Raw genomic sequence first — 16,392 nt, 5'->3', positions numbered from 1 at the left:
TGCCCGCCGCTCTTCGAAGAGGGGCGGGCACCGGTTCGGATCTTGGGCTCAGGCCTTGGCGTCCTCGGCCGCCGCGCTCACGGCCGCGGTGACGGCCGGAGCGACCCGGGGATCCAGCGGGCTCGGAATGACGTAGGCGGCGCTCAGCTCCTCCGCGGCGATGCCGGCGATGGCGTTGGCCGCGGCCACCTTCATGCCGGACGTGATGCGCCGGGCTCCGGAATCGAGGGCGCCCCGGAAGATGCCCGGGAATGCCAGCACGTTGTTGATCTGGTTCGGGAAGTCGCTGCGGCCGGTGGCTACGACCTTGGCGTACTTCGCCGCGATCTCCGGGTGGACCTCCGGATCTGGGTTGGACAGCGCGAAGACGATCGCGTCGTCGGACATCCCCGCCAGCGCCTCCTCCGGGATGGTGCCGGCGGAAACGCCGATGAAGACGTCGGCGCCGTCAAGCGCCTCAACGATGCCCCCGGTCGTACCGCGCGGGTTGGTGCGGGCGGCGTACTCCGCCTTGATCGGCGTCAAGTCCTCGCGGCCGGTGTGGATAACGCCGCGGGAGTCCAGGATCGTCACGTCTGCGATCCCTGCGGACAGCAGGATCTCGGCTACCGCGATGCCCGCAGCGCCGGCGCCCGAGATGGCGACCTTCAGCGACGAGAGCTCGCGGCCCACGAAGGTGGCCGAGTTCATGAGCGCAGCGAGGACCACCACGGCCGTGCCGTGCTGGTCGTCGTGCATGACGGGCATGTCCAGCGCCTCGATCAGGCGGGCTTCGATCTCGAAGCAGCGCGGCGCCGAGATGTCTTCCAGGTTGACCGCACCGAAGCTCGAGCGCATCCGCACGACGGTTTCGACAATCTCATCCACGTCGTTGGACTCGATGACCAGGGGGATGGAGTCCAGGCCGGCGAACTGCTTGAACAGCGCAGACTTGCCCTCCATGACAGGCAGGGAGGCGCTGGCGCCGATATTGCCGAGGCCGAGGACGGCGCTGCCGTCGCTGACGACGGCGACGAGCCGCGAAGCCCAGGTGTACTGGCGGGCGAGCTCCGGGTCGGCGTGGATCGCCCGGCTGACCTGGGCGACACCCGGCGTGTAGGCGATGGAGAGGTCGCGCTTCGACTCCAGCGGTGCGGTGAGTCCGACGGCGAGTTTTCCACCTTCGTGCGCGGCGAAGATTTCTTCGCTGGTCAGTTCGATCGGAGAGGTGCTGATGGCTTCGGCAGTCACTTGAATTCCTTTTCCTCTGCTCCGGCTATCCGGAAGAGTCATCATGGTCGGGCAACGCGGCGCGTGCATACGGCTCGAAGTACAGGAGGGCTGTTCCTCTACCTGGCAGGAGCCGCGGCTGGCGGCTGTCCTCAGATGCGGTACGCACAGCGTTACTTGCTCGACCGCCGCCCGGTTCCGCCGGCGACCGTCTGGAGGATCCGGCTGGTCGAGCCGGACACTGGTTGTTCCACGTTACCGGATCGGACAGGCCCACCCCGTCACATTTCCGATTGTTATGCCAATGTTTCCCGAATGTCGGCCTTCTGCACCCGAGTTCCCTGGCTCCGTTCCTCCCGCTGCGCACCCTCGGTCCGTTCGCACACGTCATGTTCGGATGAAGGAATTCCCAGCGTTCCGCTCACTGCATTCAGCGGTCTACGAACCGAGAGTTCTCAAGACATGTAGTTTGCACAGATGTGCACAGAGTTATCCACAGCGGTGCAAAACTCTGGAGGACCTTAGTCCCAAGATCGGCTTCTAGGGCCCGATAGAGCGACTCGGAGGGGAAACTACAGAAGTGTAAGTTTTCCACTCTGTGCATAACTCGTGTGGATAACTATCCACAGATGTGAAGTCGGCTGGGGAAATCCAGTCGGGGACTCACTGGAATCGGCCATTTCAAGGTGGCAAATTGACAGGCAGTCCTGCCCGGACTTGGTTGCGAAGGCTCGGGAACGTGGGCTCCCTCGCCAAAACCAGCGACTCAGGCTTTCTCGATTCCCACAGCTTCCCAGGGCCGCACTTCGTACATGCGAGGCGGGCCCGGCTTTCCCGCCAGCCCTCCAGCCCTCCAGCCCTCCAGCCCTCCATGAAGATTCAAACGCGCCGGGACTGTGGAAGCGTGTCCGATCCCGCACGTCCGATCCCGGCGGGGCTGTGGACGGTCAGGCGCCCGCAGGCGGTCTGTGGAAGCCGCCTAACGCTTCCGCTGGTCCGCCTGGCAGGAGCTCTCCACAGCCGCGCCTCCCAAACGTGTAGATGCCCTGAACTGCCCCGCAAGTGTGACGGAGTGCGATTCGAACGAGTGGCCCGGAGACCCGACTCAAGGGCCCGATCAGAAGCGCGGCGAGCGCCCCCCATCTGAGCAGCACCAAAGACGACGTTCCAGCAATGGCGCGACAGGGCGGCGCCCTGCAGTACCCGCTCCATCTTGTTCACACTTGTGCACAGAGTTTTCCACAGGAGTGCATAACTTGGGCTGGTGAAGATCACTTCCACGCCTTAATCGCCGCCACGACGGTTTCCACACGTGTGGAATGACATGTGTGTAAGTTATCCCCGCTGTGGACACACCATGTGGATAACCCCGGGAGAAGGTCTCAAATAGAGCCGCCGCACGCTGCCCGGGGGAGAAACAGGTCCAGTCGCCCGGCTTAAAAAGAACGGCCGGCCTGCACCGCCCAAAGGGCAATGTGCAGACCGGCCGCAGGGCCCCGCTCCTAACCGCTCGCGGTGAAGGCGGTCACGCCCGCCAGGATCAGGAACAGAAGCACGAGGCCGCCGCTCTGCAGGAGCGTCCGGTTCTTGCCCCGCGGCGCGTAGGCCAGGACGAGCGCCGCCAGCGTCCCTGTGACCAGGCCGCCCAGGTGGGCCTGCCAGGAGATGCCGGAGACCACGAAGCCCAGCACCACGTTGATGCCGATCAGGATCAGCAGCGACTTAACCTCTCCGCCGCGCTGCCGCTGGACAATGAACAGCGCGCCGAAGAGGCCGAAGACCGCCCCGGAGGCTCCAAGGACGGGAACATTCGGCGAAGACAACAGCAGGACGGCGACGGATCCACCGATAGCGGAAAGCAGGTACAGGGCCAGGAACCGGGCGCGGCCGAGCAGCGGTTCGAGATGGCTGCCGAGGATCCACAGGGCATACATGTTGAAGGCAATGTGCAGGAAGAATCCCTGGGAATGCAGGAACGCGCTGGTGAGCATGCGCCACGGCTCGGCGTCGTAGACGGGGTTAGGCAAGGTGTAGAGCGGGGCGTACCAGAACATCTCCGTGAAGCCTGGCACCAGCCACTGCATAAGGTAGGCCCCGGCGCACATCGCAATCAGCACGATCGTAACCAGTGGCCTCCCCGGAGCGACGGCTCCGCCGTACACCGTGCGGGTCACAGGAATGCTGCGGGAGGCTTCCCGCACGCAGTCGACGCACTGGACTCCGACCGCGGCGCTGCGCTGGCACTCCGGGCAGGCCGGTCGGCCGCACCGCTGGCAACGCACGTACGAAACCCGGTCGGGGTGGCGGGGACACACGGGGACCGCCGACGTCGGTGGCTGCGCCTGCATTCCAAAGGACATGGGAAAGTTCTCCTGCAAAAAGTTGTCCCCGCCCGGTCATGGAAGACGGGGCGGGGACAAAGAGGTGGCTAGAGCTTCTCGACGCTGATGTTGTTGATAACCACGTCTTCGAGCGGCTTGTCGCGCATGTCCGTGGCAACGTTGTTGATCTTGTCGACGACGGCGCGGGAAGCTTCGTCCGCCACGTCGCCGAAGATGGTGTGCTTGCCCTGCAGCCAGGTCGTCGGCGCGGTCGTGATGAAGAACTGGGAGCCGTTGGTGCCGCGGCCGCCCTGGATTCCTGCATTCGCCATGGCCAGCTTGTACGGCTGGGTGAAGTCGAGGTCGGGATTGATTTCGTCGTCGAACTGGTAACCGGGGCCGCCGACACCCTGGCCGAGCGGGTCGCCGCCCTGCAGCATGAAGTCCTTGATGATGCGGTGGAAAATCACGCCGTCATACAGGGGCGCGTTGGATTCCTCGCCCGTAGCCGGGTGCTTCCATGTGATCTCGCCCGTGGCCAGTCCGATGAAGTTCTTCACGGTCTTGGGCGCGTGATTGCCGAACAGGTTGACCACGATGTCGCCGTGGTTCGTGTGGATAGTGGCTTTGGCTGTGGGAATAGCAGTCATAGGCTCATTCTTCCACGCAAGACGCGGGAATCATCCTCTGTCCGACGGTTCCGCGCTCAGTGAAACTCCCGAATATTCCGTGCGGTGCATAGCACCTCCGCGGGGCACAACGTAGGCTAAGAAAGAACCGTTGCCATCTCCGGGAGGTAGTAGTGAAGAGAAACGAACGAATTGCCCGTGACCTTGAAGGCACCGTGGTCATCGGGGTGGAAAACGCGAAAGGGTGGGCCGCACCCCGAGTGGTAGCAGCCCGGAACTGGGCCGTGCCCCGCATTGAGAAGGGCATCGAGACCGCGTCCCCGCGGATTCAGGAAGGAATCCAGAAGGCTGCGCATGAGCTTTCGCTGGGCGTCACAACCGTGACTCCGAAGATCCAGGAAGAACTGGAGAAGATCGCTCCGAAGATCTCCCAGATCGTCGACGACGCGGCCCCGCGCCTCCAGGTCACGCTGGACAAGGCCGCCCCGGCACTGACCCACGCCAAGGACAAGGTGGTCGGCGGCTACATCCCGACCCTGTCCACCAAACTCGGGACCGCTGCGGACAACGTTTCCCGCAGCTTGGACAAGGGCTACGGCGCCGGCAAGGTGGAAAGCGCTGTCGTCACGCTCACGGGCTCCAAGAAGGCCGTCCGCAAGGGCCGGAAGGCGGCCGCCGCGGCTGCGAAGCAGGCTGCCAAGGACCTGCGGAGCCAGCAGAAGTCGGGCAAGGGCAAGGTTTGGCTGATCCTGGGCGTCATTGCTGCTGCCGTTGCCGCAGGCATCGCCGCATGGCGCGCGGCCCGGCCCGTCGAAGATCCGTGGAAGACACCGGTGACTCCGACTCCGGCAGCCGTTCCCAGCACGTCGGCCACATCCGCATCGCCGGCTGGTGAAACCGCGAAGACTGTTGGCTTCACGGCACCGTCGGAGGCCAGCACGTCCACGGCAGCCGGGACCGCCCGCCATGCCGCGGATGTTCAGGAAAGCGCTGCCAAGAAGTCAGCTGAGGCTGCCCACGAAGCCGCTGCGGCTTCCGGCGACGCCAACAGTGCTGCTGCCGATGCTGCCAAGACCGGCAGCGCGGCGGAAGGCGCAGCCCGCGTGGCGCGTGCCTCGGCCGACGAGGCTGCCAAGGCCAAGGAGAACGGCAAGGATACCTCGCTGTAGGACCTGCCGTTCGAATCGGGGCCCCTGCTTCAGTGAAGCAGGGGCCCCTCTTTGTCCCCAGTAGCCGGATTGATAGATTCGGGGCGTGGAGCCAGCCAAACCGAGCATCTCGATTGTGATCCCCGCCTTCAACGAAGAATCCGTCATCCGCCAATGCCTCTTCGCCGCGCTCTACCAATCCGTGCCCGCCGCCGAGATCATCGTCGTCGACAATAAATCAACGGACGGCACCGCCGACCTCGTCAGGCAAGTGCAGGCCGAGTACCCCGACGCGCCCCTGAAGCTGCTGCGGCAGGACGAGGAGCAAGGCCTGATCCCTACCCGGAATTTCGGACTGGACCGGGCTGAGGGCGACGTACTCGGCCGCATAGACGCCGACTCAATTCTGGAACCAGACTGGGTCGAGCAGGTCCAGAACGCCTTTTCGGACCCGGAAGTCATGGCGGCCACCGGCCCCGTTCTGTACTACGACATGCCGCTGCGGCGCTTCGGCCTGCAGGCCGACGATCAGATGCGCAGGTTCGTGCTGAAGCTGGCCAAGAAGCAGTACCACTTCCTCTTCGGATCCAACATGGCCGTCCGCCGTGAAGCCTGGATGGTCATCCGGAACGATGTCTGCCGCGATGAGACCGACGAGATGCACGAAGACATCGACATCTCCGTCCATCTGGCCGACCACGCGCTCAAGATCCTCTATGTCCCGGAGATGGTGAGCGGAATGTCCGCGCGGAGGCTCGAGGATTCGCCGAAGGACTACCGCTACTACGTCACGCGCTTCGACCGGACTTACGCCAACCACAAAATCAGGAAGCGCCTCCTGCGGGCGCCGAGGCTCATCTTCATGGGCGTCTATTACCCCGCCAAGCTCCTGCGGAGGGTGCATCAGGCCAGGACGCGCCAAGTCGTCCCGCGCGGCGGGATGTGAGCCGCGGCGGGCCGGCAGCGCCTGCTTGTGAGCCCGGCCAGCGGAACCCGCGGACCGGACCCGGGTTCAGTCCGGATAGCAAAAGATCCCGGTCCGTGTGGACCGGGATCTCTTCTCGGTGGAGGCAAGGGGACTCGAACCCCTAACCCCCTGCTTGCAAAGCAGGTGCGCTACCAATTGCGCCATGCCCCCGAGGGGATTTCCGCTGACAGTGCCGGCGGAAACTTGAGCTAGTCGACCTTATCGGTCGCCTTGCTCCAAGCGGACTTCTCCGCTTCGGATTCCTGCCACTTCTTGTAGGCGAGGGCACCCGCGATCGCCGCTGCCAATACCAGCAACTTCTTCACAGTGTCCTCCCGTGGGATCGGAAACAGGATTTCCGTGGGCGTACCAGGACTTGAACCTGGGACCTCTTCGTTATCAGCGAAGCGCTCTAACCGCCTGAGCTATACGCCCTCTTGCCTCTCGGGCCGAGATAAGACTCTACAGCACACCTCCGCCGAACTTCAAATCGGCGGTCCCGCGGGTACAGGAACCCCTGGTTAAAGCGGTAGGCCCCTCTCCTGGGAGAGGGGCCTGCCGCTTCGGATCCTAGTCGTCGGTCAGCGTGACGCCGATGCCGCCGACCAGTGTGGCCGAGATGTTGTAGAGCACCGCGGAGAGCATGGCCAGTGCGGTCAGGAGGACCACATTGACGACGGCGATGATCGTCGCGAACGAGGCGACCTGTCCCAGCGAGGCATAGGCGCGGAGGTCGAAGGCTCCGCCTTCGGTGCCGGCAATCTCGGTCAGCAGGTCATTGACCCGGTCGAAGATGCCGGTGATGTCCAGGGTGGTCCACAGCACGATGGATGCGACCACCGTGACGATGCCGAGGGCAACGGAAAGCAGGAAGGCCATCTTCAGCACCGACCACGGATCGACCTTGCTGACCAGCAGGCGCGCCCGCCGGGCCTTGGCCTTCGGTGCGGGCCGCACCAGTCCGGGCCGGCCACCCTGCCCGTTGCTCGGCCGCTGGGCGGGACGCTGAGGTACCTGGCGCGCGGCGCCCGGCTTCTGGGCCGCTCCGGCGGAGGGCCGTTGGGTCGGCTTGGCCGGTGTAGCAGTGCGAGTTGTTCCCGCCCGTGGTGCGTTGGCCGGCCGGGCACCCGGCCGTGGCGTGTTAGGCGTACTCACTCGTTACCTCCGTCTTCGGGCCCCTGCTCGGCACCATCTGCCTCAGCCGGCAGCTGATCTGCATTCAACGGTACTTCATCCGTAGCCTGCTGCGCAGATTCCGGCACGACCGAGACCTCTACCAATCCCTCGGCCGGTTGCTCGTCGTCGTCCTCAACCGTGAGGGTGCGCTCGGTGTTGCGTGCGACGGCGATAATGCGGTCCTTCTTGTCCGGTTTAGCAAAGATAACGCCCATGGTGTCCCGGCCCTTGGCAGGCACGCCGGTCACGCTGGAACGGACGACCTTTCCACTGGCCATGACCACAAGGACCTCGTCCTCTTCCTGGACGATGAGGGCCCCGACCAGGTGGCCCCGTTCTTCCTGGTACTTGCCGACCTTGATGCCCAGGCCGCCGCGGCCCTGCACCCGGTATTCCTCGACCTTGGTGCGCTTGGCGTAGCCGCCGGCCGTGACGATGAAGACGAAGGACTCATCGGTCACCACATCGGCCGCAAGGAGCTCGTCGTCCTCGCGGAACTTCATGCCAGTGACGCCGGAGGTCGCGCGGCCCATCGGGCGCAGAGCCTCATCCGTCGCGGTAAACCGGAGCGACTGCCCGCGGCCGGAAACCAGCATCAGGTCGTCCGTCTCGGAAACCAGGCGGGCCGACACCAGTTCGTCGCCCTCGCGCAGGTTGATCGCGATAACGCCGGCCGACCGGTTGGTGTCGTAGTCCTCCAGCCGGGTCTTCTTGATCAGCCCGCGCTTCGTCGCCAGGACCAGGTACGGAGCCTGCTGGTAATCCCTCAGGTCCAGGACCTGGGCGATCCGCTCGTCCGGCTGGAACGCCATCAGGTTCGCCACGTGCTGGCCCTTCGCGTCCCGTCCGCCCTCGGCCAGCTCGTACGTCTTGGCCCGGTACACGCGGCCCAGGTTGGTGAAGAACAGCAGCCAGTGGTGCGTCGTCGTCACGAAGAAGTGCTCCACGATGTCATCGCCGCGCAACTGCGCGCCGCGGATGCCCTTGCCACCGCGCTGCTGGGACCGGTAGTTGTCGCTGCGCGTGCGCTTGACGTACCCGCCGCGGGTAATGGTGACCACCATCTCCTCTTCGGGGATGAGGTCCTCCATGCTCATATCGCCGCCGTAGCCCATCATGATCTGGGTCCGGCGGTCGTCGCCGTACTTGGCCACGATCTCTGCGAGCTCGTCGCTGACGATCCCGCGCTGGACCTGCTCGGACGCGAGGATCCGGTTGAACTCCGTGATCATCCGCTCGAGTTCGGCGTGCCGGTCCTGGATCTTCTGCCGTTCGAGGGCGGCCAGCCGGCGCAGCTGCATATCGAGGATGGCCCGGGCCTGCAGCTCGTCGATGTCCAGCAGCCCAATCAGGCCGTCACGCGCTTCCTCGGTGGTGGCCGACGCGCGAATCAGGGCGATGACCTCGTCCAGCGCATCCAGCGCCTTCAGCAGGCCGCGCAGGATGTGTGCCTCTTCCTCCGCCTTGCGCAGCCGGTACCGGGTGCGGCGGACGATGACTTCCAGCTGGTGTGTGACCCAGTGGCGGACGAAGGCGTCCAGCGTCAGCGTACGCGGCACCCCGTCGACGATCGCCAGCATGTTCGCGGCGAAATTCTCCTGCAGCTGCGTGTGCTTGTAGAGGTTGTTCAGCACGACCTTGGCGACGGCGTCGCGCTTGAGCACGATGACCAGCCGCTGGCCGGTGCGGCCGGACGTCTCGTCGCGCATGTCCGCAATGCCGCCGACCTTGCCGTCCTTGACCAGGTCCGCGATCTTGACCGCAAGGTTGTCCGGATTGGCCTGGTACGGCAGTTCGGTGACCACCAGGCATGTGCGGCCCTGCAGCTCCTCGACATTGACCACGGCGCGCATGGTGATTGAGCCGCGGCCGGTCCGGTAGGCGTCCTCGATGCCCTTGTGCCCCAGGATCTGGGCACCCGTCGGAAAGTCCGGGCCCTTGATCCGCTGGAGCAGTGCCTCGAGCAGCTCCTCGCGGCTGGCCTCCGGGTGGTCCAGGTACCACTGCACACCCTCGGCCACCTCGCGCAGGTTGTGCGGCGGAATATTGGTGGCCATACCGACGGCGATGCCCGAGGAGCCGTTGACCAGCAGGTTCGGGAAGCGCGCCGGCAGGATGGTCGGTTCCTGGTTCTTGCCGTCGTAGTTGTCCTGGAAATCGACGGTTTCCTCGTCGATGTCCCGGACCATCTCCATGGCCAGCGGCGCCATTTTGGTCTCGGTGTAACGCGGGGCGGCCGCGCCGTCGTTGCCGGGGGAACCGAAGTTGCCCTGGCCGAGGGCCAGCGGATACCGCATGATCCAGTCCTGGATCAGGCGCACCAAGGCATCGTAGATAGCCGAGTCGCCGTGCGGGTGGTACTGGCCCATGACTTCGCCGACCACGCGCGCACACTTATTGAAGGCGCGCTCCGGCCGGTAGCCGCCGTCGAACATTGCGTACAGCACGCGCCGGTGCACGGGCTTGAGGCCGTCCCGCACGTCCGGCAGCGCACGACCCACGATGACAGCCATGGCGTAGTCGAGGTAGGAACGCTGCATCTCGGTCTGCAGGTCCACCTGCTCCACCCGGTCCGTCAGCACCTCCCCCTCCAAGGGAGCGTCTCCGCCGGTTGCGTTCTCCGGCAGGTCCGGGGTCTCTTCGTCGCTCATAAATCAGTTCCTTCTGTGAAAGTCAGGGGTCGCCGAGGCAGGGATGATGCGGGCCGGACTAGATGTCCAGGAACCGCACATCCTTCGCGTTCTGCTGGATGAAGGTGCGGCGCGACTCCACGTCTTCGCCCATCAGCACGGCGAAGATCTGGTCCGCGGCTGCGGCGTCCTCCATGGTGACCTGCAGCAGCGTGCGGTGCTCCGGATCCATCGTGGTATCCCACAGTTCCGTGTAGTCCATCTCGCCCAGGCCCTTGTAGCGCTGGATGCCGTTCTCCTTGGGCAGGCGCTGGTTGTTGGCCAGGCCCTTGCGGACACATTCGTCCCGTTCCCGGTCGCTGAACACGTAGTCGTGCGCATGGTTGGACCACTTGATGCGATACAGCGGCGGCTGCGCCAGGTACACGTAGCCTTCCTCGATCAGCGGCCGCATGTAGCGGAACAACAGGGTAAGCAGCAGCGTGGTGATGTGCTGGCCGTCCACGTCCGCATCCGCCATCAGCACGATCTTGTGGTAGCGGGCCTTTTCGACGTCGAAGTCCTCGCCGATGCCTGCGCCGAACGCGGTGATCATGGCCTGGACCTCGGCGTTGCCGAGCGCCCGGTCCAGGCGGGCCCGCTCCACGTTCAGGATCTTGCCGCGCAGCGGCAGGATCGCCTGGGTTTCCGGATTCCGGCCGCGCACGGCAGAACCGCCGGCCGAGTCACCCTCCACGATGTAGATCTCGGACACGGACGGATCCTTGGAGGAGCAGTCCTTGAGCTTGCCCGGCATGCCGCCGGATTCCAGCAGGCCCTTGCGGCGGGTGGATTCCCGGGCCTTGCGCGCGGCCAGCCGGGCCTGCGAGGCCTGGACGGACTTGCGGATGACGTCCCGCGCCGGGCCGGGGTTGCGCTCGAGCCAGTCGCTCAGTTCTTCGCCCATGACGCGCTGGACGAAGCCGCGCGCCTCCGAGTTGCCGAGCTTGGTCTTCGTCTGGCCCTCGAACTGCGGCTCGCCCAGCTTCATCGAGATCACCGCGGTCAGGCCCTCGCGGATGTCCTCGCCGGTGAGGTTGTCTTCCTTCTCCTTGATCAGGTTCTTCTCCCGCGCATAGCGGTTGATCAGGGTGGTCATGGCGGCGCGGAAGCCCTCTTCGTGGGTGCCGCCCTCGTGCGTGTTGATCGTGTTGGCGTAGGTATGGACGCTCTCCGAGTAGGACGTGGTCCACTGCATCGCGACCTCGACCGACATCCGCCGCTCGGGGTCCTCGCTCTCGAACGCGATCACCTCCGGGTGGATCACGTCCACCTTCTTCGAGGAGTTCAGGTGGGTGACGTAGTCCAGCAGGCCGTTGTCATACTTGTAGACGACCTTGCGGTGCTCGGGGGTCATCTCCACGTCCGACGCCGTGGCGTCCAGGTTGACGTCCTCGTCCTCGGAGATGTTGGATTCCGGGTTGCGCTCGTCCGTCAGCGTGATCTTCAGGCCCTTATTCAGGAACGCCATCTGCTGGAAGCGCGCGCGGAGCGTCTCGAAATCGAACTCGGTGACCTCGAAGATCTCCGGGTCCGGCCAGAACGTCTGGATGGTGCCGGTCTCTTCCGTCGGCTCGCCCTTGCGCAGGTCACCGACCGGCTTGCCGCCGTCGGCAAAGGACTGGTGCCATACGAAGCCCTGGCGCCGCACCTCCGTCTCGACCCGGCGGGAGAGCGCGTTGACCACGGAAATGCCCACGCCGTGGAGGCCGCCGGAGACGGCGTAGCCGCCGCCGCCGAACTTGCCGCCCGCGTGCAGGATGGTCATGACGACCTGGACCGTCGGACGGCCCTCGCTCGGGTGCATGTCCACCGGGATGCCGCGGCCGTTGTCCCTCACCCGGACGCCGCCGTCGGCCAGCAGCGTCACGTCGATGGTGTCACAGTAGCCGGCCAGCGCCTCGTCCACCGAGTTGTCGACCACCTCGTACACCAGGTGGTGCAGGCCGCGCGGTCCCGTGGAACCGATGTACATGCCCGGGCGCTTGCGGACTGCCTCGAGCCCCTCGAGGACGGTGATGTCGCCGGCGCCGTACCCGTGCGCGGGGGTTTCCTGCTGCTCCGGAGATTCTGGGCCGGTGTTTGCCTGCTCGTTGTCCTGCGCCACAGTTGCCGTCGACTCCTCAAGTTCCGTCTCATGTTCCGGCGCCCTCCCGTACGGGAAAGGCGCCGCACCCGCAATTCTACCGTGTCGCGGGGTGGAATCTTGCCTTAAATGCCCCTGAACGGGCAAGAACATGGCACGTGCGGCATTTTCCGGGTGCCGGATGGGGGCCGGTATGTCCGGAGGGCTCCGCTACGCTCTACACGCCGCCTGCGCATTCCGCCGCTGCCTCGGCCCGGATTGTGGATATCTCTGTGGAAATCAGCCGTAGGTATCGCGCGGTCCGCGGCCGCCCACAGTCCGCTTGCCCTTGCGCCAGTTCGGGGCAGCCGGCGCCAAGACCTGGATTTTAGTGACGACGCCGGGGCCCAGAGCCTCGTCGAACCGCTTCAGCAAAGGGGTGGTGAGCAGCCGCAGCTGCGTCGCCCAGGCCGTGGAATCGCAGCGCACCTGCACGGTCGAATCCTGGAAGCTTTCCGGCCGACAGTGCGCGGCGATGTCCCCGCCGACGAGTTCGTCCCAGCGCGAGATGACCGAACCCACCGCAACGGGGGACGCCCAGCCCCGGTCGCGGACCAGGCGGCCGAAGACCGTGCCGAGCCCCTGTGGATCACGCCCGCCGCTGTGGGAAAGGGTGCCGCGCTCAACGGGGGATTTGCCGGAAGTACGACGGCGGTTCCCGCCTCGGGCGCGCACCTCGCCGCGGTTGGTGGCCGCCTCCCTGACCCGGTTCAGCATCGCCTTGGCGGCGTCGATCTCGTCGCGTTCCTCAGGATGAGGTTCCTTAGCTGGCACCGGCGGTCACACCCCCGGAAACCACCACCAGCTGTGCGCCCTGGAGCGCCGCCGGAATATCCTCCGCGACAGCGGCCGTGACGATGACCTGCTCCGCCCCGGAGACCACCTCGGCCAGCCGGTTCCTGCGGCCGGTGTCCAGCTCGGCGAAGACATCGTCCAGGATGAGCACCGGAGTCGCTCCCGGCGACCGGTCGTCCTCGCAGAAGACATGGTAGGAGGCGAGCCGAAGCGACAACGCCATCGACCAGGTTTCGCCGTGCGACGCATACCCCTTGGCCGGCGCCGGACCGAGCAACAACTCCAGCTCGTCACGATGCGGTCCGACCAGCGAAACACCGCGCTCGACTTCCTTTTTCCGCTGTCGCTTGAACTCGTCGAGGTATTTTTGCGCCAGTTCAGGAACGCTCAGGTCCTCCAGCAGCCCCGGTGATGCTCCGCCGTCGTTCTCTATCTCCCCGTCGTCCGAAAGCTGGGTGTCGATCGTGGACCTGTAGACAGCCTGCGCGGCCTTGGACCCGTCGGTCAGCGAGGCATACGCGGCGTGCAGGTGCGGTTGGACCAGCCGCACCACATCCAGCCTGCCGCGCAGCAGGGCGGCGCCGGCCTGTGCCATGTGCTGGTCCCAGACCTCAAGCGTCGACTCGTGGGCTGCCGTGAAGCGACCGCTGCTGCGGGCGGATTTGAGCAGGGCGTTGCGCTGCTTGAGTACCCGCTCGAAGTCGCTCCGGGTCGCCGCGTGATGGGGAACCAGACTTGTGAGCAGTTCGTCGAGGAAGCGGCGTCGGTTTCCCGGGTCGCCCTTCACCAGTGCCAGGTCCTCCGGCGCGAACAAGACCGTCCGCAGGATGCCCAGGGAATCCCGGGCCCGCACCGGGTTGGCCCGGTTGATGCGCACCCGGTTCGCCTTGCCGGGATTGAGTTCAAGCTCAAGAGAGGTGGCCTGTCCGCCGCGGACCACTTTGGCCCGGACCAGAGCCTGCTCGGCTCCGAACCGAACCAGCGGTCCGTCCGAGCTCACGCGGTGGGACGACAGCGAGGCCAGGTAGCCGATGGCTTCGACAATGTTGGTCTTGCCGATGCCGTTGGGGCCGACCAGCACGGTTGTCCCCGGCTGCAGGGCGAGGTCAAGCTGCGGGTAGGTCCGGAAATCGGTCAGCGATAAGTACTCTACAAACACCTTGAACGGGCTACTTCTGGTTGGTCTCCCGGCCTTGACCGGGCTTGCGTACGGCGTGTCCGCCGAACTGATTGCGAAGGGCCGCCACCATTTTCATGGCCGGGGCGTCTTCCTGCCTTGAGGCGAACCTGGCGAAAACCGCGGCCGTAATGGCCGGGGCGGGAACGGCGTTGTCGAGGGCTTCCGCGACGGTCCATCGGCCCTCGCCCGAATCCTCGACGTAGCCGGCGGTCCGGGCGAGGCCCGGATCCTCCTCCAAGGCCTTCACCATCAGATCGAGCAGCCAGGACCGCACTACGGTGCCCTTCTGCCAAGCTCGGAAGGTCCCGGGAACATCCTTGACGATGTCCTTGGCCTCGAGCAGCTCGTACCCTTCGGCATAGGCCTGCATAAGTCCGTACTCGACGCCGTTGTGCACCATCTTCGCGTAGTGCCCGGCCCCGATTTCACCGACATGGACGAAACTCTGTTCGCGCGGCCCTTCCGGTCGCAGCGCGTCGAACAACGGCATTGCGGCGGCGATACGTTCGGGGCTGCCGCCGGCCATCAGGCCGTAGCCGTTGGCCAGGCCCCAGATGCCTCCGGAAACGCCGACATCGATGAAATCGATCCCGCGCGCTGCGAGCAACTCATGGTGCTTCTGGTCCTCGGTGTACTTCGAATTGCCGCCGTCGATCACGAGGTCGCCCGCCGCCAGCTTGTCCGCAAGATCGGCGATAACCGATGCAGTGACCTCGCCGGCCGGAACCATCACCCACACGGTCCGCGGAGCCGGAAGAGCCGCCACCAGCTGGTCGAGGGTTTCGACGTCGGTCACGTCCGCATTTCGGTCATACCCGGTGACCTCGATCCCGCCTTCCCGGAAGCGTTTGCGCATGTTGAAACCCATTCTGCCGAGGCCGATCAGGCCTATGTGCATGTGGATCCCTCTTTCCGCGGTTGTGGCCGGACGTGCAGGCGGTGGGTGGGGCGCCGCCTACTGGTTGGGCAGGCGAACCGGCATGAGCAGGTAGCGATAGTCTTCCCGGTCCTGGCCCTCGAGGTCATCCTGGGCCGACAGGACGGCAGGCTTTGGCGGCGTCGTGAAAGAGAACCGGACGTACTTGCTGCTGAACGCGTTCAGGCCTTCGGACAGGTAATGCGGGTTGAAGGCGACCGTGATGTCGTCGCCGATCAGCGCGGCTTCAAGCACCTCGGAGGCCTGCGCATCTTCGCCGGTGCCGGCGTCGAGGGCCAGCTGGCCCTGGGTGAAGGCAAGCCGCACCGGGGTGTTCCGCTCGGCCACCAGCGAGACGCGCCGGACTGCCTCAACCAGGACTGACGTTTCCACGGTGGCATGGATCGGGGTGTTCTCCGGGAACAGCGAACGGATCTTGGGGTAGTCGCCGTCCACGAGCAGCGACGTTGTCCGCCGGCCGCCGCTTTCAAAGCCGATGAGTTCGCTGTTGTCGGACAGCGCGATGCTGAGATCGCCCGCTCCGCCAAGAGTCTTCGCGACTTCGCTGAGGGTCTTGGCCTTGACCAGGGCACTGGTGGAAATGCCCGGTGTGGCGGGCCGCCACTTCAGTTCCCGAAGGGCAAGCCGGTAGCGGTCCGTCGAGAGCAGCGTGATTTGGTCGTCCTCGATCTCCATGCGCACGCCGGTGAGGATCGGCAAGGTGTCATCACGGCTGGCAGCAATGATGACCTGGCTGACGGCTTCGGCGAAGGCGTCTCCGTCGACAATTCCGCTGGTTTCCGGCAACGCGGGCAGCTCGGGGTAGTCCGCAACCGGCATGGTGGCCAGGTTGAACCGGCTGCTGCGGCAGGTCAGCGTGACCTTGGAGCCGTCCGTTTCGATATCGACCGGTGCCGACGGCAAGCTGCGTGAGATGTCGGCCAGCAGCCGGCCGGAGACGAGGATCGTTCCTTCTTCGCTGACGTCGGCTGGAATCTGTAGGCGTGCCGAGATTTCGTAGTCGAAGCTGGCCAGGCTGACCGTGCCGTTTTCGGCGTTGATGAGCAGGCCCGAAAGCACGGGTACGGGTGGGCGAGGAGACAGCGAGCGGGCTGTCCACGTAACGGCCTCAGCCAGGACATCCCGATCAACTCTGAACTTCACTGAAGTGTGCCGCCTTTCGCAACGAACATGCCGGGGAAGGTCATTGGCGTTCTCCGGCCGGCTCCAGTCGGGGCGGTTCGGCAGCGGAAGGCC

13 protein-coding genes and 2 tRNA genes are annotated in these 16,392 nt (G+C 65.4%); 2 read left to right on the top strand and 13 right to left on the bottom strand.

Translation table 11 applies throughout. The features are described from left to right. Nucleotides 1–48: 48 nt before the first annotated feature. The 3 genes from OC550_RS17110 to OC550_RS17100 form a co-directional block, all read right to left on the bottom strand. Nucleotides 49–1,230 carry an NADP-dependent malic enzyme gene (locus tag OC550_RS17110; protein ID WP_262107114.1) on the bottom strand — a complete coding sequence of 394 codons (1,182 nt, stop codon included), beginning with the start codon at nt 1,228–1,230 and terminating at the stop codon, nt 49–51. Between the two features lie 1,481 nt (nt 1,231–2,711). Then, nucleotides 2,712–3,383, bottom strand: a complete 672-nt coding sequence (locus OC550_RS17105; RefSeq protein WP_306556942.1) for a rhomboid family intramembrane serine protease — start codon at nt 3,381–3,383, stop codon at nt 2,712–2,714. A 254-nt stretch (nt 3,384–3,637) separates the two neighbouring features. After that, on the bottom strand, nt 3,638–4,180 hold the full coding sequence (locus OC550_RS17100) for a peptidylprolyl isomerase (protein WP_262107112.1): 543 nt from the start codon (nt 4,178–4,180) through the stop codon (nt 3,638–3,640). 152 nt (nt 4,181–4,332) lie between these two features. Here OC550_RS17100 and OC550_RS17095 point away from each other — a divergent pair, with 152 nt between their 5' ends. Further along, a complete protein-coding gene (locus OC550_RS17095; protein WP_262107111.1) occupies nt 4,333–5,328 on the top strand; it encodes a hypothetical protein in 996 nt (331 codons plus the stop codon). Between the two features lie 85 nt (nt 5,329–5,413). Continuing rightward, nucleotides 5,414–6,253 (top strand): glycosyltransferase family 2 protein, encoded by an 840-nt coding sequence (locus OC550_RS17090; protein ID WP_262107110.1) that lies wholly within the window; start codon nt 5,414–5,416, stop codon nt 6,251–6,253. Between the two features lie 119 nt (nt 6,254–6,372). Here the strand turns inward: OC550_RS17090 and OC550_RS17085 are convergent. The 10 genes from OC550_RS17085 to dnaN all read right to left on the bottom strand — a co-directional run bounded on the left by OC550_RS17085 (nt 6,373) and on the right by dnaN (nt 16,299). After that, nucleotides 6,373–6,445: transfer RNA gene (locus OC550_RS17085), tRNA-Ala, on the bottom strand. Between the two features lie 38 nt (nt 6,446–6,483). After that, nucleotides 6,484–6,600 carry a DLW-39 family protein gene (locus OC550_RS17080; protein ID WP_262107109.1) on the bottom strand — a complete coding sequence of 39 codons (117 nt, stop codon included), beginning with the start codon at nt 6,598–6,600 and terminating at the stop codon, nt 6,484–6,486. Between the two features lie 35 nt (nt 6,601–6,635). Beyond that, nucleotides 6,636–6,709, bottom strand: a tRNA-Ile gene (locus tag OC550_RS17075). A 135-nt stretch (nt 6,710–6,844) separates the two neighbouring features. Next, nucleotides 6,845–7,429 carry a DUF3566 domain-containing protein gene (locus OC550_RS17070; RefSeq protein ID WP_262107108.1) on the bottom strand — a complete coding sequence of 195 codons (585 nt, stop codon included), beginning with the start codon at nt 7,427–7,429 and terminating at the stop codon, nt 6,845–6,847. After that, nucleotides 7,426–10,101 (bottom strand): DNA gyrase subunit A, encoded by a 2,676-nt coding sequence (gyrA, locus tag OC550_RS17065; protein WP_262107107.1) that lies wholly within the window; start codon nt 10,099–10,101, stop codon nt 7,426–7,428. The genes OC550_RS17070 and gyrA overlap by 4 nt, the downstream gene beginning before the upstream one ends. A gap of 58 nt (nt 10,102–10,159) precedes the next feature. After that, nucleotides 10,160–12,226: a DNA topoisomerase (ATP-hydrolyzing) subunit B gene (gyrB, locus tag OC550_RS17060; protein WP_262107106.1), complete on the bottom strand. Its 2,067-nt coding sequence runs from the start codon at nt 12,224–12,226 to the stop codon at nt 10,160–10,162. 258 nt (nt 12,227–12,484) lie between these two features. Beyond that, on the bottom strand, nt 12,485–12,961 hold the full coding sequence (locus tag OC550_RS17055) for a DUF721 domain-containing protein (protein ID WP_262107195.1): 477 nt from the start codon (nt 12,959–12,961) through the stop codon (nt 12,485–12,487). Nucleotides 12,962–13,007: 46 nt separating this feature from the next. Continuing rightward, nucleotides 13,008–14,198, bottom strand: coding sequence for a DNA replication/repair protein RecF (gene recF, locus OC550_RS17050; RefSeq protein WP_262107105.1), 1,191 nt, complete (start codon nt 14,196–14,198; stop codon nt 13,008–13,010). Between the two features lie 10 nt (nt 14,199–14,208). After that, entirely contained in the window at nt 14,209–15,117 is a 909-nt protein-coding gene (gnd, locus tag OC550_RS17045) for a phosphogluconate dehydrogenase (NAD(+)-dependent, decarboxylating) (RefSeq protein WP_262107104.1), read from the bottom strand. Between the two features lie 57 nt (nt 15,118–15,174). Beyond that, nucleotides 15,175–16,299 (bottom strand): DNA polymerase III subunit beta, encoded by a 1,125-nt coding sequence (dnaN, locus tag OC550_RS17040; protein WP_262107103.1) that lies wholly within the window; start codon nt 16,297–16,299, stop codon nt 15,175–15,177. Nucleotides 16,300–16,392: the final 93 nt, after the last annotated feature.

Source organism: Arthrobacter sp. Marseille-P9274 (genome assembly GCF_946892675.1).
In the GTDB taxonomy this organism is placed as follows: Bacteria; Actinomycetota; Actinomycetes; order Actinomycetales; family Micrococcaceae; genus Crystallibacter.
The sequence above is the reverse complement of the archived record's forward strand: the minus strand, read 5'-3'. Positions and strand labels throughout refer to the sequence as shown.